The 25,466-nt window shown below is 60.3% G+C and carries 22 protein-coding genes; 13 read left to right on the forward strand and 9 right to left on the reverse strand.

Features of this window, described 5'->3' with window-relative positions; genetic code table 11:
• Positions 1 to 9: 9 nt before the first annotated feature.
• The gene (locus Q7F16_RS17560) at positions 10 to 1,191 is read right to left on the reverse strand and encodes an amino acid ABC transporter permease (RefSeq protein ID WP_014340024.1); all 1,182 of its coding nucleotides are present in this window, start codon (positions 1,189 to 1,191) and stop codon (positions 10 to 12) included.
• Positions 1,192 to 1,256: 65 nt separating this feature from the next.
• A complete protein-coding gene (locus Q7F16_RS17565; RefSeq protein ID WP_014340025.1) occupies positions 1,257 to 2,288 on the reverse strand; it encodes an amino acid ABC transporter substrate-binding protein in 1,032 nt (343 codons plus the stop codon).
• A gap of 473 nt (positions 2,289 to 2,761) precedes the next feature.
• Here Q7F16_RS17565 and Q7F16_RS17570 point away from each other — a divergent pair, with 473 nt between their 5' ends.
• From Q7F16_RS17570 to Q7F16_RS17590, 5 genes are all read left to right on the forward strand, one after another.
• Positions 2,762 to 3,418 (forward strand): alpha/beta hydrolase, encoded by a 657-nt coding sequence (locus Q7F16_RS17570; protein WP_046064871.1) that lies wholly within the window; start codon positions 2,762 to 2,764, stop codon positions 3,416 to 3,418.
• Between the two features lie 98 nt (positions 3,419 to 3,516).
• Positions 3,517 to 4,980 (forward strand): ATP-dependent RNA helicase RhlB, encoded by a 1,464-nt coding sequence (rhlB, locus tag Q7F16_RS17575; protein WP_409556123.1) that lies wholly within the window; start codon positions 3,517 to 3,519, stop codon positions 4,978 to 4,980.
• Positions 4,981 to 5,145: 165 nt separating this feature from the next.
• Positions 5,146 to 6,093, forward strand: coding sequence for an ornithine cyclodeaminase family protein (locus Q7F16_RS17580; RefSeq protein ID WP_409556124.1), 948 nt, complete (start codon positions 5,146 to 5,148; stop codon positions 6,091 to 6,093).
• Positions 6,094 to 6,240: 147 nt separating this feature from the next.
• A complete protein-coding gene (locus Q7F16_RS17585; protein ID WP_409556125.1) occupies positions 6,241 to 7,368 on the forward strand; it encodes an NAD(P)/FAD-dependent oxidoreductase in 1,128 nt (375 codons plus the stop codon).
• Between the two features lie 89 nt (positions 7,369 to 7,457).
• Complete coding sequence (locus Q7F16_RS17590) at positions 7,458 to 8,084, forward strand: helix-turn-helix transcriptional regulator (protein ID WP_024617613.1); 627 nt, start codon at positions 7,458 to 7,460, stop codon at positions 8,082 to 8,084.
• Positions 8,085 to 8,191: 107 nt separating this feature from the next.
• On the opposite strand, the gene Q7F16_RS17595 is transcribed toward Q7F16_RS17590, so the two are convergent.
• The 6 genes from Q7F16_RS17595 to Q7F16_RS17620 form a co-directional block, all read right to left on the reverse strand.
• Positions 8,192 to 8,968, reverse strand: coding sequence for an ABC transporter substrate-binding protein (locus Q7F16_RS17595; protein ID WP_409556126.1), 777 nt, complete (start codon positions 8,966 to 8,968; stop codon positions 8,192 to 8,194).
• A gap of 254 nt (positions 8,969 to 9,222) precedes the next feature.
• A complete protein-coding gene (gene moaE / locus Q7F16_RS17600) occupies positions 9,223 to 9,675 on the reverse strand; it encodes a molybdopterin synthase catalytic subunit MoaE (protein WP_079302555.1) in 453 nt (150 codons plus the stop codon).
• Between the two features lie 3 nt (positions 9,676 to 9,678).
• On the reverse strand, positions 9,679 to 9,921 hold the full coding sequence (locus Q7F16_RS17605) for a MoaD family protein (protein WP_046064876.1): 243 nt from the start codon (positions 9,919 to 9,921) through the stop codon (positions 9,679 to 9,681).
• Complete coding sequence (moaC, locus tag Q7F16_RS17610; RefSeq protein WP_003205311.1) at positions 9,918 to 10,391, reverse strand: cyclic pyranopterin monophosphate synthase MoaC; 474 nt, start codon at positions 10,389 to 10,391, stop codon at positions 9,918 to 9,920. The genes Q7F16_RS17605 and moaC overlap by 4 nt, the downstream gene beginning before the upstream one ends.
• Positions 10,392 to 10,550: 159 nt before the next feature.
• The gene (locus Q7F16_RS17615) at positions 10,551 to 11,945 is read right to left on the reverse strand and encodes a PhoH family protein (RefSeq protein WP_046064877.1); all 1,395 of its coding nucleotides are present in this window, start codon (positions 11,943 to 11,945) and stop codon (positions 10,551 to 10,553) included.
• A gap of 336 nt (positions 11,946 to 12,281) precedes the next feature.
• Positions 12,282 to 13,406, reverse strand: a complete 1,125-nt coding sequence (locus Q7F16_RS17620) for a polysaccharide deacetylase family protein (protein ID WP_046064878.1) — start codon at positions 13,404 to 13,406, stop codon at positions 12,282 to 12,284.
• Between the two features lie 270 nt (positions 13,407 to 13,676).
• On the opposite strand from Q7F16_RS17620, the gene yaaA reads away from it, so the two are divergent.
• The gene (gene yaaA / locus Q7F16_RS17625) at positions 13,677 to 14,456 is read left to right on the forward strand and encodes a peroxide stress protein YaaA (protein WP_014340035.1); all 780 of its coding nucleotides are present in this window, start codon (positions 13,677 to 13,679) and stop codon (positions 14,454 to 14,456) included.
• A gap of 84 nt (positions 14,457 to 14,540) precedes the next feature.
• Here the strand turns inward: yaaA and Q7F16_RS17630 are convergent, their stop codons facing one another.
• Positions 14,541 to 14,795, reverse strand: a complete 255-nt coding sequence (locus Q7F16_RS17630; RefSeq protein ID WP_409556127.1) for a hypothetical protein — start codon at positions 14,793 to 14,795, stop codon at positions 14,541 to 14,543.
• A gap of 471 nt (positions 14,796 to 15,266) precedes the next feature.
• Here Q7F16_RS17630 and Q7F16_RS17635 point away from each other — a divergent pair, with 471 nt between their 5' ends.
• The 7 genes from Q7F16_RS17635 (at position 15,267) to Q7F16_RS17665 (ending at position 25,445) form a co-directional block, all read left to right on the forward strand.
• Complete coding sequence (locus tag Q7F16_RS17635; protein ID WP_014340036.1) at positions 15,267 to 16,583, forward strand: nucleotide sugar dehydrogenase; 1,317 nt, start codon at positions 15,267 to 15,269, stop codon at positions 16,581 to 16,583.
• Between the two features lie 100 nt (positions 16,584 to 16,683).
• The gene (alg8, locus tag Q7F16_RS17640) at positions 16,684 to 18,165 is read left to right on the forward strand and encodes a mannuronan synthase (RefSeq protein ID WP_409556128.1); all 1,482 of its coding nucleotides are present in this window, start codon (positions 16,684 to 16,686) and stop codon (positions 18,163 to 18,165) included.
• 35 nt (positions 18,166 to 18,200) lie between these two features.
• On the forward strand, positions 18,201 to 19,370 hold the full coding sequence (locus tag Q7F16_RS17645) for an alginate biosynthesis protein Alg44 (protein WP_046064880.1): 1,170 nt from the start codon (positions 18,201 to 18,203) through the stop codon (positions 19,368 to 19,370).
• A 9-nt stretch (positions 19,371 to 19,379) separates the two neighbouring features.
• On the forward strand, positions 19,380 to 20,870 hold the full coding sequence (gene algK / locus Q7F16_RS17650) for an alginate biosynthesis TPR repeat lipoprotein AlgK (protein WP_409556129.1): 1,491 nt from the start codon (positions 19,380 to 19,382) through the stop codon (positions 20,868 to 20,870).
• A 5-nt stretch (positions 20,871 to 20,875) separates the two neighbouring features.
• Positions 20,876 to 22,366 (forward strand): alginate export family protein, encoded by a 1,491-nt coding sequence (locus tag Q7F16_RS17655; RefSeq protein WP_046064898.1) that lies wholly within the window; start codon positions 20,876 to 20,878, stop codon positions 22,364 to 22,366.
• A gap of 26 nt (positions 22,367 to 22,392) precedes the next feature.
• Positions 22,393 to 23,982 (forward strand): mannuronan 5-epimerase AlgG, encoded by a 1,590-nt coding sequence (gene algG / locus Q7F16_RS17660; RefSeq protein WP_046064899.1) that lies wholly within the window; start codon positions 22,393 to 22,395, stop codon positions 23,980 to 23,982.
• 11 nt (positions 23,983 to 23,993) lie between these two features.
• A complete protein-coding gene (locus Q7F16_RS17665; RefSeq protein ID WP_046064900.1) occupies positions 23,994 to 25,445 on the forward strand; it encodes an alginate O-acetyltransferase in 1,452 nt (483 codons plus the stop codon).
• Positions 25,446 to 25,466: the final 21 nt, after the last annotated feature.

A 25,466-nucleotide genomic window follows, 5' to 3' on the forward strand; every position in this document is an offset into this window, starting at 1 on the left:
CGCTTTTCCTCACCGCTCGATCAGCGCAATGCGCTTGTTGTACCAGTTCATCAGCAGGGAAATGCTGATACTGATCGCCAGGTACACGCTCATGGTGATCGCGATCACCTCGATGGCCTGGCCGGTCTGGTTCAACACCGTGCCGGCAAATAGCGAAACCATTTCCGGGTAACCGATACCGGCCGCCAGCGAAGAGTTCTTCGCCAGGTTCAGGTATTGGCTGGTCAGCGGCGGGATGATCACACGCAGGGCTTGCGGGATGATTACCTTGCGCAAGGTCGGACCGTTGCGCAGGCCCAACGAGTGAGCTGCCTCGGTCTGGCCATGGCTCACCGACTTGATGCCCGAACGCACGATTTCGGCGATGAACGCCGCGGTATACACCGTCAGCGCCAGGGTCAAGGCCAGCAATTCCGGAATCAGTACCCAGCCACCAACGAAGTTGAAGCCCTTGAGTTCCGGCATCTCCCAATGCACGGGAGCACCGAAGATCAGCGCGCACAACGCCGGGATAACCAGGAACAGCGCCAGGCCGACCCAGAACTTATGGAACGGCTCACCAGTGGCTTCGAAGCGCTTGTTGGCCCAGCGGGTCATCAGCACGATGGCGACAATCGCCAGCACGACACTGGCCACGAACGGCCAGAACCCTTCCGACATCAGCGCCGCTGGCATGTTGAGGCCACGGCTGCTGACAAAGAAGGTGTCGCCGAAGTTATGACTGTTGCGCGGCCCAGGCATGGTCAGGAACACCGCGAAATACCAGAACAGGATCTGCAGCAGCGGCGGTATGTTGCGGAAAACCTCCACATACACCGTGGCTACTTTGGCGATGATCCAGTTTTTCGACAGTCGGGCCACGCCGACAATGAAACCGAGGATCGTTGCCAGGATCACGCCGATGAAAGTCACCAGCAGTGTGTTGAGCAACCCGATGACAAAAACGCGGGCATAGCTGTCCGCTTCGGTGTAGTCGATCAGGGTTTGAGCGATGCCGAAACCGGCACTGCGCTCCAGGAAGCTGAAACCGGAAGTGATACCCCGGTGCTCGAGGTTGGTCTGCGTGTTATCGAACAGAAACCAGCCCAGCGAGATAACCGCCACGATGGTGACGATCTGAAATACCCACGCACGCACTCGTGGATCGCTGAGGCTGAGCCTCTGCTTAGGTGCGCCGATTGAATTTTGCATGAAGTGCCCCGCAAAGAATGGAACAGAACATCACCCGGTGGTTGGCCCACCGGGTGATAGAACCATCAGCGCACTGGTGGTGCGTATTGAATGCCGCCAGCGTTCCACAGAGCGTTCAGGCCGCGATCGATTTCCAGCGGAGTGCCCTTGCCGAGGTTACGCTCGAACATTTCGCCGTAGTTACCGACTTGCTTGATGATCTGCACGACCCAGTCCTTCGGCAGCTTCAGGTCCTTGCCGTACTCGCCGTCGGCACCGAGCATACGAGCAACGTCTGGGTTCTTGGTGGCCTTGGCTTCAGCCTCGACGTTTTTCGAAGTGATGCCGGCTTCTTCAGCATTGAGCATGGCGTAGCCAGTCCAACGCACAACGGCCAGCCACTCGTCGTCGCCATTACGCACGACCGGACCCAGCGGCTCCTTGGAAATGGTTTCTGGCAGAACCACATAGTCCTTCGGCGAAGCCAGCTTGCTGCGCTGGGCGAACAGTTGGGACTTGTCGGAAGTCAGCACGTCGCAACGACCGGACTCCAGCGACTTGGCGCTTTCATCGGAGGTGTCGAAGGTGATCGGGGTGTATTTCAGGCCGTTGCCGCGGAAGTAGTCGGAAACGTTCAGCTCGGTGGTGGTACCGGCCTGGATGCAGATGGTTGCACCGTCCAGTTCCTTGGCACTCTTGACGCCCAGCTTGTTGTTAACCAGGAAGCCGATGCCATCGTAATAGGTGATGAAGCCTGGGAATTTCAGGCCCATACCCGCGTCACGGGAGCTGGTCATGGTGGTGTTGCGCGACAGGATGTCAATTTCACCAGACTGCAGTGCGGTGAAACGCTCCTTGGCGTTCAGTTGGCTGAATTTCACTTTGTTCGCGTCGCCAAATACGGCGGCGGCCACGGCACGACAGAAGTCGGCGTCGATACCCAGGATCTTGCCAGTGGAATCAGGCACCGAGAAACCCGGCAGGCCATCACTCACACCACATTGCACAAAACCTTTCTTCTGCACGGCATCCAGGGTTGCACCCGCCTGAGCGAACCCGCTGACACCAAGGACTGCTGCTGCAGTCACGACTGCCAGGGTGGATTTCAGTAACTTCATTCAAACCTCCAGTTTTGCTCTTGTTGTGTCGGAGCTCGAGCCCTATCGCACCCTTTTGAGGCATTGCCGACCCTTGTTGGCTTTTTTTAGGGTCAACCGACGTCTGGACCTTCGCTATGAGTCTAATAATGAGGATGTCCGTAAACAGTGGTCATGCCCATCTCTCACCAATCGGCCGAACGGGCTGTAGCCCTTCACGTTCGCGAAGCCCGTAACGGCTGTTGGCGAACATTCATCACCGGATTTCTGATATCCCATGCGGCGCGGCGAACTGATAGTGTTACCGCACAGCGTAAGAATCATCACTCAGGTACACCCATAGCAAAGCCCGTACCAGACCGCTGCGCTTAGGCCATGTAAAACTCGTCAAGACAAAAACTTTCAACTTTGCGACATCTAATTAACTGAGACACCGGGAACGCACTGTAATCACGCACTGATTGAGCGCGCCCGCACAGATTTGGAGCACAGCCATGACCGACCCCCTGATTCTCGAGCCCAGCAGCACTGCCGACGCGTGCGTTATCTGGCTCCACGGCCTGGGCGCCGATCGTTTTGATTTCCTGCCGGTCGCCGAAATGTTGCAGCAAAGCCTGCTCACCACACGTTTCGTTCTACCCCAGGCACCGACCCAGCCGGTAACGATCAACGGCGGCTACGCCATGCCCAGTTGGTACGACATCCGTGCCTTGAGCCCGGCGCGGGCCATTGACGAACAGCAACTCGAAGCCTCGGCACAACGGGTCATCGACCTGGTCGAAATCCAGCGAGCCAACGGAATAGACGCCTCGCGGATTTTCCTCGCGGGTTTCTCCCAAGGCGGCGCGGTGGTCTATCACACGGCATTCGTGAAATGGCAGGGCCCGCTGGGCGGCGTGGTCGCGCTGTCTACTTATGCACCGACTTTCAGCGACGAGCTGCAATTGTCGGCCAGCCAGCAACGCATTCCGGTGCTGGCGCTGCACGGGCAATACGACGAAGTGGTACTCAACCCCATGGGCCGAACCGCGAAAGAGTATTTAAAGCAGCATGGTGTCACCGTGACATGGCAAGAATACCCAATGGGCCACGAAGTGTTACCCGAGGAGATTCGCGACATCGGCACCTGGCTGGCCGAGCGGTTGCGCTAAGAGGCTGATCGCCACGCCGGTCCTTTGACGATCACACTACGCCGCGCCCGTTTCTTGCATTACACTGGCCGGCGTACATTCCTTAACCAATCGATGAGATGACCGTGCTCAAAGCACTCAAGAAGATGTTCGGTAAAAGCGAGGCCGAGCAACTCGCGCCTGGCTCCACAGCGCCGACCCACGGCCCGAGCCATACCGATGCGCAACAACCGCGCCGGGCGGCACCTGTTGCACAGGCAACAAAAGAACCCGTCGCCCAGCCTGTTACGGCCCCCGCGCCCGAGAAACCACGCAATGAAGCCCCCAAGCCACGCCGCGAGCGCGCACCGAAACCGCCGGTCGTCGCCTGGAAGCTCGAGGACTTCGTCGTAGCCCCCCAGGAAGGCAAGACCCGCTTCCACGACTTCAAGCTCGCCCCGGAACTGATGCATGCCATCCAGGACCTGGGTTTCCCGTATTGCACGCCGATCCAGGCGCAGGTGCTGGGCTTCACCCTCGCGGGCAAAGACGCCATCGGTCGCGCCCAGACCGGCACCGGCAAGACCGCCGCGTTTCTGATCTCCATCATCACCCAGTTGCTCCAGACCCCGCCGCCCAAGGAACGCTACATGGGCGAGCCACGGGCGCTGATCATCGCGCCGACCCGCGAGCTGGTGGTACAGATCGCCAAGGATGCCGCCGACCTGACCAAGTACACCGGCCTGAACGTCATAACGTTCGTGGGCGGCATGGACTTCGACAAGCAGCTCAAGCACCTCGAAGCCCGCCACTGCGACATCCTGGTCGCCACCCCAGGCCGCCTGCTGGACTTCAACCAGCGTGGCGACGTGCACCTGGACATGGTCGAAGTGATGGTGCTGGACGAAGCCGACCGCATGCTCGACATGGGCTTCATCCCGCAAGTGCGCCAGATCATTCGCCAGACCCCACCGAAAAGCGAACGCCAGACCCTGCTGTTCTCCGCCACCTTCACCGAAGACGTGATGAACCTGGCCAAGCAGTGGACCACCGATCCGTCCATCGTCGAGATCGAAGCCGAGAACGTCGCCAGCGAAAACGTCGAGCAGCATATCTATGCCGTGGCCGGTGCCGACAAGTACAAGCTGCTCTACAACCTGGTCAACGACAACGGTTGGGAACGGGTGATGGTGTTCGCCAACCGCAAGGATGAAGTGCGGCGTATCGAAGAACGCCTGGTGCGCGATGGCGTCAACGCGGCCCAGCTCTCGGGCGACGTACCCCAGCACAAACGCATCAAGACCCTCGAGGGTTTCCGTGAAGGCAAGATCCGCGTACTGGTCGCCACCGACGTGGCCGGTCGCGGCATACACATCGACGGCATCAGCCACGTGATCAACTTCACCCTGCCGGAAGTGCCGGACGACTATGTGCACCGCATCGGCCGTACCGGTCGTGCCGGCGCCGCGGGGGTTTCCATCAGCTTCGCCGGGGAGGACGACTCCTACCAGTTGCCGTCCATCGAGGCCTTGCTGGGGAAAAAGATCAATTGCGAAACTCCGCCGACGCATCTGTTGCGGCCGGTTGAGCGCAAGCGCCCTTAGCATAGAGACGGACGCAGAGCGTCCATTGAGGCATTCCCACGCAGAGCGTGGGAACGATCAGCGCAGCCAAGACAGGCTGCGCTTTTTTTTGCCTTGGATATTGCTCGATTAAACTAAAAGTCCATAATGGACAAATTAGTTTACAAGCAGCTTCCCGGAGCCCCCATGTCCAGCACGCCCTATGTGATGACCCAAGCCCAGGCCCGAGAACTGCTCGGGCAAATCGACGTACCGCAAATCCTGCGCAAGCTGTTCCGCGACCTCGCCGCGGGACAAGCGGTGCAGCCGCCCCAGCAACTGGTGGTGTTTCCCCAGGGCGCCGGGGACTTCATCAACTACCTGGGTGTGCTGGCTGAAGACCAGGTCTACGGGGTCAAGACCTCGCCCTACATCGTGCGCGAGCAAGGCGCGCTGGTGACCGCCTGGACCTTGCTGATGTCGATGCAGACCGGCCAGCCGCTGCTGTTGTGCGATGCCGCCGAGTTGACTACCGCCCGCACCGCTGCCACCACGGCTGTTGCCGTCGATGCCCTCGCCCCGCACAACGCCCGGCGCCTGGCGGTCATCGGCAGCGGTGCGGTGGCCCAGGCGCACGTGCAGTACGTCAAGGGGCTGCGGGACTGGCAAGGTATCAACCTTTATTCGCCAGGCCTGAAGACCAAATCGGCGCAAGCACTGGCCTCGATCACCGGCCTGGACCCGCGCCTGCACATCGCCGACTCCCTTGAAGCCGCGCTGCATGACGCCGACGTGGTGATGCTCTGCACCTCGTCCGCCAAAGCGGTACTCGACCCGCAGACCTTGGGCAAACCGGCGCTGATCACCTCCATCAGCACCAACGCCCCACGCGCCCATGAAGTCCCCCCTCAAAGCCTCAACGACATGGACGTGTTCTGCGACTATCGTCAGACCACCCCGGGCTCGGCTGGAGAAATGCTGATCGCCGGCGAACAGCATGGCTGGGAGGCGTCGTGCATCGTCGGCGATTTGCCTGAATTGCTCAGCGAACACGTGGCGCGTCCCGACTACCAACGCCATGTGTTCTTCCGCTCCATCGGTTTGGGCCTGGAAGATGTTGCGCTGGCGAATGCCCTGTATCGATTTCACAACTGACACCCCCCATTCCCTTGTGGGAGCGAGCTTGCTCGCGATGGCGGTGGGTCAGTCACCTTCAATATCGACTGTCAGGCCGCCTTCGCGAGCAAGCTCGCTCCCACAGGGGTCTTCGAGTTCCCGGGCACATTCTTCGCAGGAGAATTCATGAAACAAGCAGATTTCATCATCATCGGCGGCGGCATCGGCGGTGCTTCCACCGGTTACTGGCTGGCGCCCCACGGCCGGGTCATTGTGCTCGAACGCGAATCCCATCCGGCCTACCACTCCACCGGACGCTCGGCGGCGTTGTATACCGCCGCCTATGGCACCCCACAGGTGCGGGCGCTGACCCAGGCCAGCCGGGACTTTTTCGACACCCCGCCGGCCGGTTTCTGCGAACATCCCTTGCTGACCCCACGGGGCGAAATGACCGTGGACTTCACCGGTGACCCGGCCGAGTTGAACAACCAGTACCTCAGCGCCAAGGCCACCGTGCCGCAGATGCAACTGCTCAGCGCTGACGAAGCCTGTGTGCGGCTGCCAATCCTGCGACGGGACAAGGTCCACGGAGCGATCTACGACCCCACGGCCTGCGACATCGACACAGATGCACTGCACCAAGGCTACTTGCGCGGTATTCGTCGCAGTGGCGGTGAAGTGCACACCGACAGCGAAGTGCAGCAATTGAGCCGCGATGATCAGGGGCTGTGGCAGGTGAAAACCGCCAACCAGACGTTCACGGCACCGGTTCTGATCAACGCAGCCGGCGCATGGGCCGATCACATTGCCGAACTGGCCGGCGCCCGGAAGCTGGGGTTGCAGCCCAAGCGGCGCGCAGCGTTCATCTTTGCCGGACCCGAAGGCGTGGATTTCCATGACTGGCCGATGCTGGTGAGCCTGGACGAATCCTTCTACATGAAGCCCGACGCCGGCATGTTCCTCGGCTCCCCGGCCAACGCCGATCCGGTGGAACCCCACGACGTGCAGCCTGAAGAGCTGGACATTGCCATGGGCATCTACCAGATCGAAGAAGCCACCACCCTGACCATCCGCCGCCCGACCCGCACCTGGGCCGGCTTGCGCAGTTTCGTGCCCGACGGTGATTTGCTGTCCGGCTTCGATCCACAGGTGCCCGGGCTGTTCTGGGTCGCGGCCCAGGGTGGCTACGGCATCCAGACCTCGCCGGCCATGGGCCAGGCCAGCGCGGCGCTGGTGCGTGGCCAACCGCTGCCCGAGGCCCTGGCCCGCTTCGGCCTGAACAGCGCCATGCTGTCCCCCAAGCGCCTGGGGTGAACCACCTTGAGGTGACGCATCGCCACGATTGCGGCACACTCCCCCGCGCCCCTGTTTCACGGGGCGCTGACGCTGCCTGGAGCCCTGTCATGACTGCCTCGCCACCCGATCCGGTGCTGGAAAACTTCCGCACCATCGCCGACGCTATCGCCACGCTGTTCTACCCCCACGCCGAAGTGGTGCTGCACGACCTTCGCACCCAGAAAGTCGACTACATCGCCAATAACCTGTCCAAGCGCGAGATTGGCGATGACTCGTCCCTGGAGGACATGCTCAGCGAGGACGTCAGCGAACGTAACATCGGGCCCTACGAAAAATTGAACTGGGACGGACAGAAGATTCGCAGCCTCAGCAGCGTACTGCGCGACGCCAACGGGCATCCGCTGGCAGTGCTGTGCATCAACCTGAATATTTCGCTGTTCGAGAATGCCAAGGCCGCATTGGATCTGTTCCTGTCGCCCGGCAAATTGATTCCTCAGCCGGATTCACTGTTTCGCGATGACTGGCAGGAGCGAATCAACACCTTCCTGCATGCCTGGATGCGCGAGCGTCAGTTGAGCCTGAACCTGCTGACCCGCGACCACAAACGCGAGCTGGTGCTGGCGCTGCATGCCGAAGGCGCATTCAAGGGCAAAAGCGCGTCCAACTATGTGGCCAATGTGCTGAACATGGGACGGGCGACGGTGTACAAGCATTTGAAGGAATTGAAGGGCTGAGGCTTTGTATTGCCTGGCCTGGCCTCATCGCGAGCAAGCTCGCTCCCACACTGGATCTTTGTAACCAGGTCCCCTGTGGGAGCGAGCTTGCTCGCGATAGCGATTGATCAGTCGCCGTAGATATCCGACTTGAAATACTTGGCCTGGATCTCCTGGTACTTCCCATTGGCCCGAATCCCATCGATGGCCTTGTTCAAGTCCGCCACCAGTTGGGTATTGCCCTTGCGCACCGCGATACCGGCGCCTTCGCCGACGTATTTCGGGTCCTTGAGCTCGGGGCCGACAAAAGCGTAGCCCTTGCCACGGGGCATCGACAGGAAGTCTTCCAGCGGGATGGTGTCGGCGAAAATCGCGTCGAGGCGACCGGACGCCAGGTCCATGTAGATTTCTTCGTTGTTGCTGTAGCGCTTGACGATCACACCTTTGGGTTCGAGGACTTCAGTGGCGTAGCGGTCAGTGGTGGTGGCCCGTTGCACACCGACGGTCTTGCCCTTGAGGCTGGCATACTGGTCATCGACCACCGCCCCTTCCTTCATGACCAGGCGCGACGAGGTGAAGTAGTACTTGTGGGTGAAATCCACCGATTTCTTGCGCTCTTCGGTGATGGTCATCGACGACAGCGCCAGATCGATCTTCTTCACCTTGAGCGACGGAATCAGCCCGTCGAACTCGCCTTCGATCCACTCGCACTTGACTTGCATCTGCGCGCACAGGGCATTGCCGATGTCGTAGTCGAACCCCTCGATCTTCCCTTCCGAGGTCTTGGAAGCAAACGGCGGATAAGCCGCCTCGATGCCGATGCGCAAGGTTTTCTCAGCGGCGAACAGACTGCTGGAGGCCAACAGGCTCAACGCCAGGCCGGTGATAAGGGGGATTTTCTTCATGATCGATCTCTCGCGGGTTGTTGTTGGTTTGGCAGAGAAAGGTGGGGGCAATGACTTTATGTGTACTTATAAATCCATACTGGACTTTAATGTACATATCGTCAATCGGCAGGCAGGGGAATGTGATGGGAGGTTGATGGCCTCATCGCGAGCAAGCTCGCTCCCACAGGGGCCCTGGGTACAACAAAGATCCAGTGTGGGAGCGAGCTTGCTCGCGATGGCGGACTAACAACCAATGAAGATCTGCAGGGTATTTACTGCTTCCAGCGATCCGCCGCCGCATGATCACTGTCCCGCCCTTCGACCCAGCGCGGGCCGTCGACGGTGTTTTCCTTCTTCCAGAACGGCGCTCGGGTCTTGAGGTAGTCCATGACAAAGGCGCAGGCGTCGAATGCCGCCTGGCGATGGGCACTGGCGGCACCGACGAAGACGATCGGCTCGCCCGGCTCCAGGGCACCGATGCGGTGCAGCACCTCCAGCTTGAGCAGCGGCCAGCGCTGCTCGGCCTCGGTGGCGATCTTGCCCAGGGCTCTTTCGGTCATGCCCGGATAGTGCTCCAGGAACATCCCGGACACATCGAGGCCGTCATTGAAGTCACGCACGTAGCCGACAAAACTCACCACCGCCCCCACGCCGACATTGGCCGCGTGCATCGCGTTGACTTCGTCCCCTGCGTCGAACGGTTCGACCTGCACACGAATCGCCATGGCTCAGCCTCCGGTCACGGTGGGGAAAAACGCCACTTCGTCACCGTCCGCCAGGGGTTCGTCGAGCTGGCACAGGTCTTCATTGCGCGCGCACATCAGGTTTTGTTCCTTCAGCACCTCGGCACCGTCACGCTGGGCAAGCAGCACGCGCACATCGTTGACCGTGGCGAAATCACCTTCCACTTTTACCGAATCCACACCAAGCGCTTCACGGTAACGGGCAAAGAACTTCACGTTGATTTTCATGACGCATCCGCCTGGAAATGGCCGCTCTTGCCGCCGAGTTTTTCCAACACCCGCACGCCTTCGATGGTCATGCCTCGGTCGACGGCCTTGCACATGTCGTAGATGGTCAGTGCGGCGACGCTGGCGGCGGTAAGCGCCTCCATTTCCACGCCGGTCTGCCCTGACAGTTTGCAACGGGCGACGATGCGTACCCGGTCCTCGCCTTCGGCATTGAGCTCGACCTTGACGCTGGTGAGCAGCAGCGGGTGGCAGAGAGGAATCAGGTCACTGGTTTTCTTGGCCGCCTGGATGCCGGCAATGCGTGCGACGGCGAACACATCGCCCTTGGGGTGACCGCCGCTGACGATCATCTGCAGCGTGTCGGGCAACATGCGCACAAAGGCCTCGGCCGTGGCTTCACGGAACGTCACGGCCTTGTCGGTCACGTCGACCATATTGGCGCGACCTTGGGAATCGAGATGAGTCAGCACAGGGTTACTCCTGATCGGGAGTGTCGATTGTAAACCCGTGGGTCAAATTCCGGCAGGCTTGATTGTCGCACCTGCAATTTGCAAAACACCGCTCCCACAGGGGTTATGTGTCAGACAGAAAAAACCGGGCGACCATAGGGTCGCCCGGTTCGGCTGGGGTTACAGGTGGGATTCGGCGTATTCGGCCAGGATCGAGCGCGGTACGCCCTGCAGGGTGATGTGGACCCCGTTGGGGAAGTCCTTGAAGCGTTCGGTCAGGTAGGTCAGCCCGGAGCTGGTCGCGGACAGGTAAGGGGTGTCGATCTGCGCCAGGTTACCCAGGCACACCACTTTGGAACCGGCACCGGCACGGGTGATGATGGTTTTCATCTGGTGCGGGGTCAGGTTCTGGCATTCGTCGATCAGGATCAGGCTCTGCTGGAAGCTGCGCCCGCGAATGTAGTTGAGGGATTTGAACTGCAACGGCACTTTGCTGAGGATGTAGTCGACGCTGCCATGGGTGCTTTCGTCATCCATGTGCAAGGCTTCGAGGTTGTCGGTGATCGCCCCCAGCCAAGGCTCCATTTTCTCCGCTTCGGTGCCGGGCAGGAAACCGATCTCCTGGTCCAGGCCCTGCACGCTGCGGGTGGCGATGATGCGCCGGTAGCGTTTGCTGACCATGGTCTGCTCGATGGCAGCGGCCAGGGCCAGGATGGTCTTGCCGGAACCGGCGGCGCCGGACAGGTTGACCAGGTGGATATCCGGGTCGAGCAAGGCGAACAGCGCCAGGCTCTGGTAGATGTCACGAGGCTTGAGGCCCCAGGCTTCCTGGTGCAGCAAAGGTTCCTGGTGCAAGTCGAGGATCAGCAGCTTGTCGACCTGGATTTCCTTGATCCAGCCGACGAAGCCTTGTTCGTCGATGATGAACTCGTTGATGTGCACGGCCGGCAGGTTGTCGATCAGTTGCACCTGATGCCAGGTGCGGCCGTGGTCCTGACGGGTCTCGACCTTGCTCACACGGTCCCAGAAGGAGCCGGTCATGTTGTGGTAGCCATTGGGCAACAGCGAGACGTCGTCGACCAGTTGGTCGGTGCTGTAGTCCTCCGCCGCGATCCCGCAGGCGCGGGCCTTGAGGCGCATGTTGATATCTTTGGTCACCAGCACCACGGCCTGGTCCTTGTTGCGCGCGTGCAGGTCGATCAATTGGTTGATGATGATGTTGTCGTTCAGGTGTTCAGGCAGCACCAGGTTGGGTTCGGTGCGTTTGCTCATCAGGATCGAGAGCAGGCCCTTTGGACCACTTTTGCCGCGCTGGATCGACACGCCGAGTTCAACGTCTTCCGGGGAGGCATCACCCAGGGTCTTGTCGATCAGGCGGATCGCCTGCCGGCATTCGGCCGCAACGCTGTGGTGTCCGCCCTTGAGCTTGTCCAGCTCCTCAAGCACGGTCATCGGGATGGCAACGTGGTGTTCTTCGAAGTTCAGGAGCGCGTTTGGATCGTGGATCAATACGTTGGTATCGAGTACATAGAGGATTGGCTGGTTGGAGGAAGGGCTACGTCCGTGGTCATCCATACTCGGTCACCTATGTGGGGGCCATTCGACGCAATACCGTGACAGTGCTGCGCCTCGAGATAGCCACCGAATTCACCCGCGAGGATTCAGGTGAACTGCACACAATCTGGGTCTTGGAAGACGCCACCTGTGTTGCAGGTTTCGGCGGTCTGTCTTCTTGATACTCCAAAAACGATGACAGGAAAAAGCACTTTGACGTTTTTTTGAAGTTTATTTTTCAGAGTGACGAATAACCCTTGGCGTACTGCCATTACGCCGTTAAAGTCGGAAGTCCGGTTGTCATGAATGTGTACCGGTTTTTCCGCCTTCCCCAATGTTTCCAGGCCTTTACAGGTTTCAGCGAAACGCCTCCTGACAGTCTGCCCAACCGATCCCGCTTTGCGCCGTCTGCGTCATGAGCCAGGGCATCGCCGTTTTCACCCCATCCTGCTTGGCATTGAAATTGATCACCCCGTGGCGCCACAGCAGCATCAGGGTCAGCACTCGCTGGGCGCTTTGCTCAGGCTTGAGCCGATTGTTGCTGTCCTGGGCGTCAATGTCCCACAGCGCCACTTGCAAGCCTTGCTGGCGGAAGAACACTTGCGCATCGCCACGACGCTGGCCTTGGGGCGGGCGGAACAGCGGCACGTAATTCTCTGGCAGCTTGCCCTTGACCAGCTCGACACTGCGCCGGATCGAGTCTTGCCAATCCTGCCAATGGCTGTGGGAACGAAACTCCCAGCCCTGTACACCCACGCACTGTTGCGAATACAACGCCTGCAGATTATTGACGGAACGGTCTTCCAGCCGCGCCTGGATGTCCTTGCCCAGCACGAAGAAGGTGCCGCTCATGTTCGCCTTGCGCAGGTATTCGGTCAGCCACGGGGTATTGTCCGGCGCGACGTTGGCGGCACTGTCGAAGGTCAGCAGGAACAGCCGGTCGTTCATCTCCTCGCCGTTGCGCTCGTAATCGCCGAAACGTGCGATTTCGCTACTGGTTTGCGGAAAAAGCGCAGCTTTACGCAGCAGTTCATCGCGGTATTGGGTATGAAATATCTGGCTCGGCGCGGCCCATTTGATGTAGTAGGAGTTGTCATCCAGATGAAACCTGCGCGCCTCTTCGCGCAGGGTCGCCATGTCCTCGACCAGGTAACAGAAGGATGCGTCCTGGTCGCAGCTGCGCTGGGCAAAGTTGTAGTTGTCCAGCAACCGCTGCCACAGCCGGGCGCGAAGCGCGTCGATGGCGGCCATATTGACCGTGCGCAGCCCCAAGTACTGCTTGAGCGCGATTTCGTCCATGGCATCGACGTCCAGCAGGACCCGGGCGAACATCAGGATCTCGGCCCGCGAGGCCACGTCGAACAGCGTCGGGCTGGTGAGTTGTTCCGGCCAGGTGCTGCGGTCCAGGGTGGCAGCGTCGTTGGGCGCAGCAATGGCGCCCAGGCTCAACAGCCAGGCCGATAACAGAAGGGCGATACGCAAAAGGGATGTCTCCATAACGAAACCCGCGCCGCATCATAGCCGATCCTGGCCCAATACCTTCTGGCAAACAGGCGAATGAGCCCTTGTGGCGAGGGAGCTTGCTCCCGCTGGGCTGCGAAGCGGCCCCAGGATTTTTGCGGTCGCTGCGCAACCGAGCGGGAGCAAGCTCCCTCGCCACAAAAGCACCACCACCGATCACCTATCACCCCAATAGCTGGAGTCCACCCGGCCAACCCCCTAGAATCGCCGCACCTTAAAGGAGACGACTTCATGCTGATGGTGATTTCCCCCGCCAAGACCCTCGATTACGAAACACCGCCGGCCACCGAGCGTTTTACCCAACCGCAGTACCTGGATCACTCCCAGGAGCTAATCGAACAGTTGCGTGAACTCTCGCCGGCACAGATCAGCGAGCTGATGCACGTCTCCGACAAGATCGGCGGCCTCAATGCCGCACGATTCGGCAGTTGGACGCCGGCGTTCACTCCGGCCAATGCCAAACAGGCGCTGCTGGCCTTCAAGGGCGACGTGTACACGGGCCTCGATGCCCAGAGCTTTGGTGATGCCGATTTCGACTACGCCCAACAGCACCTGCGCATGCTCTCTGGCCTCTATGGCCTGCTGCGTCCATTGGACCTGATGCAACCCTATCGCCTGGAAATGGGCACGAAGCTGGCCAATGCCCGGGGCAAGGACCTTTATGCTTTCTGGGGCACGCGCATCAGCGAATGGCTGAACGAAGCCCTCGCCGACCAGGGCGACGATGTGCTGCTGAACCTGGCCTCCAATGAGTACTTCTCGGCAGTCAAGCGCAGCGCACTGAAAGCGCGCGTCATCGATACCGAATTCCGCGACCTGAAAAATGGCCAGTACAAAATCATCAGCTTCTACGCCAAGAAAGCCCGGGGCCTGATGAGTCGTTTCGTGATTCAGGAACGGATCAACGACCCTGCTGCACTCAGCCAGTTCGATGTACAGGGCTATCGCTTCAACGCCCAACAGTCGAGCCGGGACAAACTGGTTTTCCTGCGCGATCACGCCCCCGAATAAAGCATGACGTTATACCGCCCCCTGATCGGGGGCTTCGATCATCTCCCTATTTGTCATCTTAGTTCCTCGCCCACTTCGCCAGTTTCATGGCGCCAATAAATCGCCCCACTCCTGCGCTAACTTTTCTTTCACTCGACACTCGTCAGTTTTTTGCGTAGTGGCACCGATTTTTTTCATCGGTAGTGGCACAAAACTATCTACCCCTGCTAACTCCCCATTAATAAAGGGCGAAACGGTAAGTGCCATCATATTGAGGCCAGTGCCATCTTCGATAATATTTCGAAAAATTTCGAAAATCGCGATGAGCGGATCGGAACTATGTGAAATTGCATGGCTCATACCATCCGTAACGATTCTCGGCGAACGTGTACGAGATAACTTACAAAGGACATCGAACGAATTAACCAAGTTGTCACGACAACTTAGCGAAACGGTCGTCTAATTGGATCCACCCTTAAAGGATGGGAGATAACGCACCATTACTATCCCCTACAAGGCCAAGGCTGCGCCCCTATAACGTGCTCACCCGAGCACACAAGCTTCTGATTTTGTGGGCTTTTTGCCAGGGATCGGAAGTGAAGGACCTTTGCACGAGCGTTCCCGATAACGAGGACTGGCTGCATAACAGGGCAGGTCATAACAACTAGGCCACATTGCGCACAACTTGAGTGCATTTATTTAGACACTCGGAACTTAGTATGCCTGCACACGGCATTGTGGCGCCTGCATTCCACACTTCCGAGTGCACTATGACCGCTGAACACTATTAACTCCGGCCATTTAATGGCGTGAAAAACAGAGGGAAATGCGATGCGCATTAGCATATTTGGTTTGGGTTACGTCGGTGCAGTATGTGCCGGTTGCCTGTCTGCACGGGGCCATGACGTAGTTGGCGTAGATGTCGCCAAAGACAAAATCGACATGATCAACGCTGGCAAATCGCCAATCGTTGAACCGGGTCTTGGCGAGCTATTGGCGCAAGGCATTCAAACAGGTCGGCTGCGCGGCACCACCAACTTCGCCGAAGCCATTCGCGATACTGACCTGTCGATGATTTGTGTCGGTACACCGAGCAAAAAGAACGGCGACCTGGAACTGAACTACATCGAAGCCGTGTGCCGCGAGATCGGTTTTGTCCTGCGTGACAAGACCACCCGCCACACCATCGTGGTTCGCAGCACCGTATTGCCGGGCACGGTGGCAAACGTTGTCATCCCGATCCTGGAAGACTGCTCCGGCAAGAAAGCCGGTGTCGATTTCGGTGTCGCGGTCAACCCTGAGTTCCTGCGCGAAAGCACCGCGATCAAGGACTACGACCAGCCGCCGATGACCGTCATCGGTGAGTTCGACACAGCCTCGGGCGACGTTCTGCAGTCGCTGTACGAAGAGCTCGATGCGCCGATCATCCGCAAGGACATCGCCGTCGCCGAGATGATCAAGTACACCTGCAACGTGTGGCACGCCACCAAGGTGACCTTCGCCAACGAGATCGGCAACATCGCCAAGGCCGTCGGCGTCGATGGCCGTGAAGTGATGGACGTGGTCTGCCAGGACAAGACCCTGAACCTGTCCCAGTACTACATGCGCCCAGGCTTCGCCTTCGGCGGCTCGTGCCTGCCCAAGGACGTTCGCGCCCTGACCTACCGTGCCGGCTCCCTGGACGTGGAAGCACCGCTGCTCAACTCGCTGATGCGCAGCAACGAATCCCAGGTACAGAACGCCTTCGACATCGTTTCCAGCCACGACAAGCGCAAAGTCGCCCTGCTGGGCCTGAGCTTCAAGGCCGGTACCGACGACCTGCGGGAAAGCCCGCTGGTAGAGCTGGCGGAAATGCTGATCGGCAAGGGTTTCGACCTGAAGATCTACGACAGCAACGTCGAATACGCCCGCGTCCACGGTGCGAACAAGGACTACATCGAGTCGAAGATTCCTCACGTCTCGTCCTTGCTCAACTCCGACTTCGACTCGGTGATCGACGGCTCCGACATCATCATCCTGGGCAACCGCGACGAGAAGTTCCGCGCACTGACCGAGAACGTACCGGAAGGCAAGCAGGTCATCGACCTGGTCGGCTTCATGTCCAAGGCCACCAACCCGAGTGGCCGGACCGAAGGCATCTGCTGGTAAGTCTGTTTGCCGGCCGGGGCATGCCCCGGCCGGCCTTTCGCCTGCCTTAACCCATCGGGCCGCCCACAAGGCCCGCCCGAGATAGAGACGGATGCAGATTATGCACAGGCTAAAGCACGGCCTGCTTCAGGCCGCCGGTTGGCTGTTTTACTTGAGTTTATTGATGGGCATCGCCATGGCGCTGCCCACGTCCACGTTCGACTCCGATTCCAAGGACTTCATCTTCCTGATCGGCGCCGTGGGCATCTGGCGTTACTCCATGGGAGCAACGCATTTCGTGCGCGGCATGATCTTCCTGTACATCGTCTACCCGCACCTGCGCCGCAAGGTACGCAAGCTGGGCAAGGCGGCGGATCCGTCCCACGTGTACCTGATGGTCACCAGCTTCCGGATCGACGCGCTGACCACCGCCCAGGTGTATGGCTCGGTGATTCGCGAGGCCATCGATTGTGGGCTGCCCACCACCGTGGTCTGCTCCATCGTGGAAATGTCCGACGAACTGCTGGTCAAGAGCCTCTGGGCCCGCATGAACCCACCAGCGCGGGTCAAGCTGGACTTCGTGCGTATCCCTGGCACAGGCAAGCGTGACGGCCTGGCCTTCGGTTTCCGCGCCATCTCCCGCCACTTGCCGGATTCCCGTGCAGTCGTGGCGGTGATCGACGGTGACACCGTGCTCGCCGAAGGCGTCGTGCGCAAGACCGTGCCGTGGTTCCAACTGTTCGGCAACGTCGGCGGCCTGACCACCAACGAGTTCTGCGAAGTGCGCGGCGGCTACATCATGAGCGAATGGCACAAGCTGCGCTTCGCCCAGCGGCACATCAACATGTGCTCCATGGCCTTGTCCAAGCGCGTGCTGACCATGACCGGTCGCATGTCGGTGTTCCGCGCCACCGTGGTCACCAACCCGGACTTCATCGCCGACGTGGAAAGCGACTCGCTGCAACACTGGCGCCTGGGCCGCTTCAAGTTCCTGACCGGTGATGACAAATCGAGCTGGTTCAGCCTGATGCGCCTGGGCTACGACACCTTCTACGTGCCCGATGCGGCGATCAACACCGTCGAGCATCCGCCGGAGAAGAGCTTCATCAAGGCCAGTCGCAAGCTGATGTTCCGCTGGTACGGCAACAACCTGCGGCAGAACTCCCGGGCACTAGGCCTGGGCATGAAGCGTCTGGGCCTGTTCACCTCGGTGGTGCTGTTCGACCAGCGCGTGTCGATGTGGACCTCGCTGCTGGGCCTGACCGTGGCACTGATCGCCAGCTTCAAGTACGGCACCGCGTTCATCCTGGTGTACCTGCTGTGGATCGGCATCACGCGGTTGCTGCTGACCCTGTTGCTGTCGTGCTCCGGACACCGGATCGGCCCAGCCTACCCGGCGATTCTCTACTACAACCAGATCGTCGGTGCCCTGGTGAAGATCTACGTGTTCTTCCGCCTCGATCAACAGTCCTGGACCCGCCAGCCCACCCACCTGACCCGTGATCTCGCCAGCTTTCAACGTTGGTTCAACACTTGGTCGTCTCGGACCATGACCTTCTCCGCCGGCAGCATTTTTGTCGCCGTGCTGCTGACGATGGTCTGACCGGACTTGAATGAATTAACTAGGAAATCGCCCCTATGAACACCGCCGTGAATGTCAACGTAGTGCATGAATCCGAAGCCCAGCGCCAACACGCCAGGGTCAAAATCCCGGCCAAGCTGCGCTTCTTCGGCCCTGACCGTACGCCGATGGAAGTCAAGGTCCTGGACCTGTCCGCCGGCGGCCTGAGCTTCAATGCCGGCCAGATGCCCCTCAAGACCGGGGAGTCCTACAAGGGTCGCCTGCAATTCGTCATCGACAACCTTGGCCTGGCCATGGACGTGGAATTGCAGATCCGTTCCTACGACCGCCAGACCGGCCGCACTGGTTGCCAGTTCCAGAACCTGGAGCCTCGGGACATCTCGACACTGCGTCACATCATCACCTCGCACCTGGCCGGCGACATCGTCGGTGTCGGCGATGTGCTGGCGACCCTGCAGCGCGATAACTTCACCAAGGCCCGCAAGCAGAAAGACGAAAACGGTGGCATGAGCGCCTTGGGTCGCCTGCGCGCCGTGACCTTCAGCCTGGGGATCTTCATCGTTGGCCTGGCGGCGTTCGGTTTCATCTTCAAGTCGGTGTACGGCATGTACTTCGTCAGCCACGCCCAGGCAGGGCTGGTGAACGTACCGGGCATGGCCATCACCATGCCGCGTGACGGCACCGTGCAGAGCCTGGTCAAGGCCGACGGCGCGGCCGCCAAGGGCGCCCCGCTGGCGACCTTCAGCACCAGCATGCTCGACGTGCTCAAGGGTCACCTGGACGACAACCAACTGCAGCCGGCCAAGGTCGAGGAACTGTTCGGCAAGCAAATGACCGGCACCCTGACGTCGCCGTGCGACTGCATCGTGACCCAGCAGTTGGTATCCGATGGTCAGTACGCCAGCAAGGGCGACGTGATCTTCCAACTGGTCCCACGGGGCACCGAGGCCAACGTCGAAGCGCGCTTCTCCTATCGCCAGTTCGGCGACGTGCGCCCAGGTACGCCAGTCAGCTTCCAGGTCGCCGGCGAAGACACCACCCGTACCGGCAAGATCGTCAGCAGCACCAGCCTGAAAAGTGCCGACCTGTCCTCCGATATCCGTGTGTTGATCCAGCCTGACGAACCCCTGGACAGCTCGCTGGCCGGCCGTCCGGTAGAAGTCACCAGCGACCGTGGCCCGAACCTGAACTGGCTGATCGACAAAGCCATGGCCGTCGGTATTTAAGTCGAGGATATGCCCGTGACCATTATAAAAATCCTGAACACCCCACAGCCCCTGTGGGAGCGAGCTTGCTCGCGAAAGGATCCACGCGGTCAGGATGCTATGCCGCAAACTCGTTCCCACATGGGAACACTGTGTGCCCTGGCACTGGCCGTCAGCCTGGCCGGTTGCGCCGGCCTGCCCGATCAACGCCTGGCCAACGAAGCCCTCAAGCGCGGCGACACGGCGCTGGCGCAGCAGAACTATCAGCAACTGGCAGACCTGGGCTACAGCGAAGCCCAGGTGGGCCTGGCTGACATCCAGGTGGATAGCCACGACCCCGAGCAGATGAAAAAAGCCGAGGCGACTTACCGCGCCGCGGCCGATATCTCGCCACGGGCCCAGGCTCGCCTGGGTCGCCTGCTGGTGGCCAAGCCCGGTTCCACTGAAGCGGAAAAACACGAAGCAGAAGGCCTGTTGAAGAAAGCCTTCGCCAATGGTGAAGGCAGCACCCTGATCCCGCTGGCGATGCTGTACCTGCAATATCCCCACAGCTTCCCGAACGTCAACGCCCAGCAGCAGATCAGCCAATGGCGCAGCGCCGGCTACCCGGAAGCGGGTCTGGCGCAGATTCTGCTCTACCGCACCCAGGGTACCTACGACCAGCACTTGGACGAAGTCGAGAAAGTCTGCAAGGCCGCGCTGGCCACTACCGACATCTGCTACGTCGAACTGGCCACGGTCTATCAGAAACGCGGCCAGCCGGAACAGCAGGCCGCGTTGCTCAAGCAGATGCAGGACGGCCATGCCCGTGGCGTCGTGTCCGCCCAGCGCGTGGACAGCGTCGCCCGTGTCCTGGCCGATGCCAGCCTGGGCAAGACCGATGAAAAGACCGCCCAGTCGTTGCTCGAAGGCATCGCCCCTGGCTACCCCGCTGCCTGGGTCAGCCTGGCGCAACTGCTCTACGACTTCCCGGAACTGGGTGACGTCGACAAGATGATGCAGTACCTGGAAAACGGCCGCGCCGCCGACCAGTCGCGCGCCGAACTGTTGCTGGGCAAGCTTTACTACGAAGGCAAGTGGGTCCCGGCCGATGCCAAGGTCGCCGAGGCGCATTTCCAGAAAGCCGTTGGCCGCGAAGTGGCCGCCGACTACTACCTCGGCCAGATCTATCGCCGCGGTTACCTGGGCCAGGTCTACTCGCAAAAAGCCCTGGACCACCTGCTCAAGGCCGCTCGCAACGGCCAGAACAGCGCCGACTACGCCATTGCCCAGTTGTTCTCCCAGGGCAAGGGCACCAAGCCCAACCCGGTCAACGCCTATGTGTTCAGCCAGTTGGCCAAGGCGCAGAACACCCCGCAAGCCACCGAGCTTGCCCAGACCCTCGAAGCACAATTACCGCCGCAGCAACTTGCACAAGCGCAACGCCTGCTACAACAAGAGCAGGCCATTCGCGGCTCGATGAGCCCCGATACGCTGGAACTGCAAGCCCTAAAAGAAGATGACGGCGAGGAACCTCTATGAAGCCTTTGAAGCTCAATCCTTTTGTGCAGGCCGGAATTGGCCTGACGTGCGCCCTGCTGTGGTCCTGCCCGACCCTGGCGGCCCTGACTGACACCAAGAACTTCGGCCTGGAAGTGAAAATCACCGGCCAGTCCGAAGACGACCGCGACCTCGGCACCCAGAGCGGTGGCGACGTCAACGGTGTCGGCCTGGACCTGCGTCCCTGGGTCTATGGTGAAAGCGAAAGCGGCGCCTGGAGCGCCTACGCCATGGCCCAGGCCGTGACGTCCAGCGACATCATCGAGACTGACACCCTGCAACAGTCCGATGACAGCACCCAGCAAACCGACAGCGGCGATCGCGAAGCCAAGAAAAGCTACCTGGCCATGCGCGAGTTCTGGATCGGCTACCGTGGCCTGACCCCCTACCCGGGCGAGCAATTGAAGTTCGGTCGCCAGCGCCTGCGCAATGACGACGGCCAATGGCGCGACACCAACATCGAAGCCCTGAACTGGACCTTCGACACCACCTTGCTGCGGGCCAACCTCGGTGTGGCCGAACGCTTCAGCGAATACCGCACCGACCTCAAGGAATTGTCCCCCAAGGACAAGGACCGCCTGCACGTCTTTGGCGACGTGGGCTACCAGTGGATGCCAGGCCAGTGGGCCGGGATCCGTGCCCACCACTCCCATGACAGCGGCAGCCTCGACTACCCGACCCCGGGCGAAGCCACCGACACCCTGGACAAGACCGAGAACGGTGACTTGACCTGGCTGGGCCTGGAAGCCAACAGCGACGCCTACAACTGGCGCAACACCAACACGGTCAACTACTGGGCCAGCCTCACCGGCATGACCGGCGACCGTGACACCGTCAACCCGCTCAACGCCGACGGCACCCGACCTGCACAGCTCAAGCGCAGCGATGATGTGGACGGCTGGGCCACTGACCTGGGTATCCGCCTGCGCCTGGACCCGCAATGGCAAGTTGGTGCGGCCTATGCCCGCGCCAGCGAGGACTACGAACAGAACGGCCTGCAAAGCAACCGCTCGAACTTCACCGGCACGCGCTCGCGGGTTCACCGTTTCGGCGAAGCGTTCCGTGGCGAAATGGCCAACACCCAGAGCGCCAGCCTGTTCGGTTCCTGGCAGTTGCGTGACGAATACGACGCCAGCCTTGTGTACCACAAGTTCTGGCGCGTGGACGGCAACAAACCGGTGGGCAGCAACGGCATCAACGCCGTGGAAAACAACACCGACGACGTGACCGGCGCGATCCTGTCCACCTCGTCCCTGCCACTGCGCGACGGGAACAAGGACCTGGGCCAGGAAGTCGACCTGGTGGTCACCAAGTACTTCAAGCAAGGCCTGCTGCCGGCCGCGCTGAGTCAGTCCATTGATGAGCCGTCGGCGCTGGTGCGCTTTCGTGGCGGCGTGTTCAAGCCAGGCGACGCTTACGGCAAAGAGGTCGATTCGTACATGCATCGCGCCTTTGTCGACGTGATCTGGCGCTTCTGATGCAAATGGCCATGGGAGTGCCCGATATGAACCGCTACCTCAGGAACAGCCAGGCGATGAAAGGTTCGATCAGCCTGTTGGTCGCAGCGATGCTGCTGGCCGGCTCGCCGGCGTTCGCCAACGTTGAGCCGGTGGTCAAGCCGGGCAACGTGGTCAAGGGACTGCAACAGGCCAAGACCTACACCGTCAGCAGCGCGCCGACCGCACCACTGGAGCTGGCCACGCCGACCCTGCCCGACCTCTCCGGCTACACCGCCGAAGCGGTCGCGGCAAAAATCGTGCGGACCAAGCCCGGCAAGGTCAGCGTGCGTCGGATGATGCAGGAAAACGCCTTGAAGGACTTCATCGGCGGCGACAACAAGATGGCCGAGTGGGTCGTGCGCCAGCACGGCATCCCCCAGGCCGTCTTCCTTGACGACGGCTACATGAACCTCAAGGACCTGGCCAAGAAGGTGCCCAAGTACGTCATCGAAACTTCGCCAGGTGTGTACCTGGCGAAGATTCCGATCGTGGTCGGCCAGAAAGGCATCCTGGAAATCGACAAGCAGACCCAGGAGTTGCGCCTGTCCCAGGAGGGCGGCTCATTCCTGGTCAACGATGGCCGGATGTTCATCCGCGACACCAAGGTCACCGGCTGGCGGGAAAAGGAAAATGGCCCCGCCACGTTCCGCTCGCCCAAGGAATTCCGTCCGTTCCTGCTGTCCTGGGGCGGCACCGAGACCTACATCGTCAACACCAAGATGGCGAGCTTCGGCTACGCCAACAGTAAGTCGTACGGGGTCAGTATTTCCCAGTACACGCCGAACATGGCCAAGGTCCTCAAGCGCCCGGAACCGACCGGCTGGATCATCGGTTCCGAGTTCTCGGACATGTGGTACGGCTTCTACTGCTATGAAACCAACGACTTCGTGGTCAAGAGCAACACCTACAAAGACAACATCGTCTACGGCATCGACCCCCATGACCGCTCCCATCGGCTGATCATTGCCGACAACACGGTCTACGGGACCAAGAAGAAGCACGGGATCATTATTTCCCGTGAGGTCAACGACAGCTTCATTTTCAACAACCGCAGCTATGACAACAAACTCTCGGGCCTGGTGATCGACCGTAACAGCGTGAACAACCTGATCGCCTACAACGAGATCTACAAGAACCACACCGACGGCATCACGCTCTACGAGAGTGGTGACAACCTGCTGTGGGGCAACAAAGTGATCAGCAATCGCCGCCACGGCATCCGCATTCGTAACAGCGTGAACATCCGCCTCTACGAAAACGTGTCCATGGCCAACGGCCTGACCGGTCTCTACGGCCACATCAAAGACCTGTCCGAGACCGACCGGGACATCAAGCTCGACCCCTTCGACGCCCAGGTCTCGCTGATCGTGGTCGGCGGCGAACTGGCTGCCAACGGCAGTGGCCCGCTGTCCATCGATTCGCCGTTGAGCGTCGAGCTGTACCGCGTGTCCATGCTCGCACCGACCAAATCCAGCGGCATCAGCTTCTCGGGAATCCTCGGTGAGCGCCAGGATGAAATTCTCGACCTGCTGGTGCGCCAGCAGAAAGCCGTGCTGATCGACCCTGTCGAACGCCAGACCGAATTGCGGGAATGAGGATGACCTTTATGAACCCACAGATGATCAAATTCCTGGGCCTGTCCGCCCTGACTGCCGGCATTCTCGCCGCTGCAAGCGGCGCGCGCGCCGATGAAATCCAGGCACCAAGCTTCACCGCCGAACCGTGCTGCAACCTGTGCCCTGCGGCCCATGACGCGAAGAACTACACCACGCGCTACCAGCAGAACTTCACCACGCTGGTGCAGGCCCAGGGCGATTGGCTGTTCCGGACCCAGGAAGACCTGCGTACCGAATTCAACACCACCCCGGCCGGCTACAAGCGCATGCAGCAGTTGCACGATGCGTTCAAGGCAAAAGGCGTCGAGCTGGTGCTCGTCTACCAACCGACCCGGGGCCTGGTGAACCGCAACAAGCTCAATCCGCAGGAGAAGGCCAGCTTCAACTTTGACAAGGCCCTGACCAACTACAAATCCATGCTCGGCCGTTTCGCCCAGATGGGTTACGTGGTGCCGGACCTGTCGCCGCTGACCAACGAAAACCTGCCCGAAACCCTGCCGGCCCACGATTTCTATTTCCGTGGCGACCAGCACTGGACGCCATACGGCGCCCAGCGCACCGCCAAGATCGTCGCCGAGAAGGTCAAGCAGATCCCGGCCTTCGCCGACATTCCCAAGCGTGAGTTCGAGACCAAGAAGTCCGGCCGCATGGGCAAGACCGGCACCCTGCACAACATGGCCGGGCAACTGTGCGGCACCAGCTATGCGATCCAGTACATGGACCAGTTCACCACCGAGCCCAAAGGCGAAGCCGGCGACGGCGACCTGTTCAGCGATTCCGGCAACCCGCAGATCACCCTCGTGGGCACCAGTCACAGTGGCAAGAACTACAACTTTGCCGGGTTCCTGGAAGAGTCCATCGGCGCCGACATCCTCAACGTCGCCTTCCCTGGCGGTGGTCTGGAAGGCGCGATGATCCAGTACCTGGGCAGCGAAGAGTTCCAGAAGAGCCCGCCGAAAATCCTCATCTGGGAATTCTCGCCGCTGTATCGCCTGGACCAGGAAACCACCTACCGCCAGATGATGGCGCTGCTGGACAACAACGGTTGCGAAGGCAAGCCGGCGCTCATGAGCAGCAAGACCGCGCTCAAGCCGGGCAAGAACGAATTGATGGTCAATAGCAAGAACATGGATCTGCGTAACGGCAGCCACCAGGTCGACATCCGCTTCGCCGATACCTCGGTGAAAACCTTGCAAGCCACCCTCTGGTACATGAATGGGCGCCACGAGGATATCAAGATCGAAAAACCGGATACCTCCGAAACCGACGGGCGTTTCGCCTTCCAATTGCGTACCGATGAGGACTGGGCTTCGCAGAACCTGCTAGCCGTTGAAGTCCAGGGCCCTGAAGCCGGTAAAGAACCACAGCAAATCGAAGCGAAAGTCTGCAAACGCAACGCATCTCCGCAAGCCGGGCAACAAACGGCTCAAATCGGACAATGAGGTCTCGTCTCATGACCAGAA

It is taken from the genome of Pseudomonas sp. Lb2C2, assembly GCF_052112205.1.
Lineage (GTDB): Bacteria > Pseudomonadota > Gammaproteobacteria > Pseudomonadales > Pseudomonadaceae > Aquipseudomonas > Aquipseudomonas kilonensis.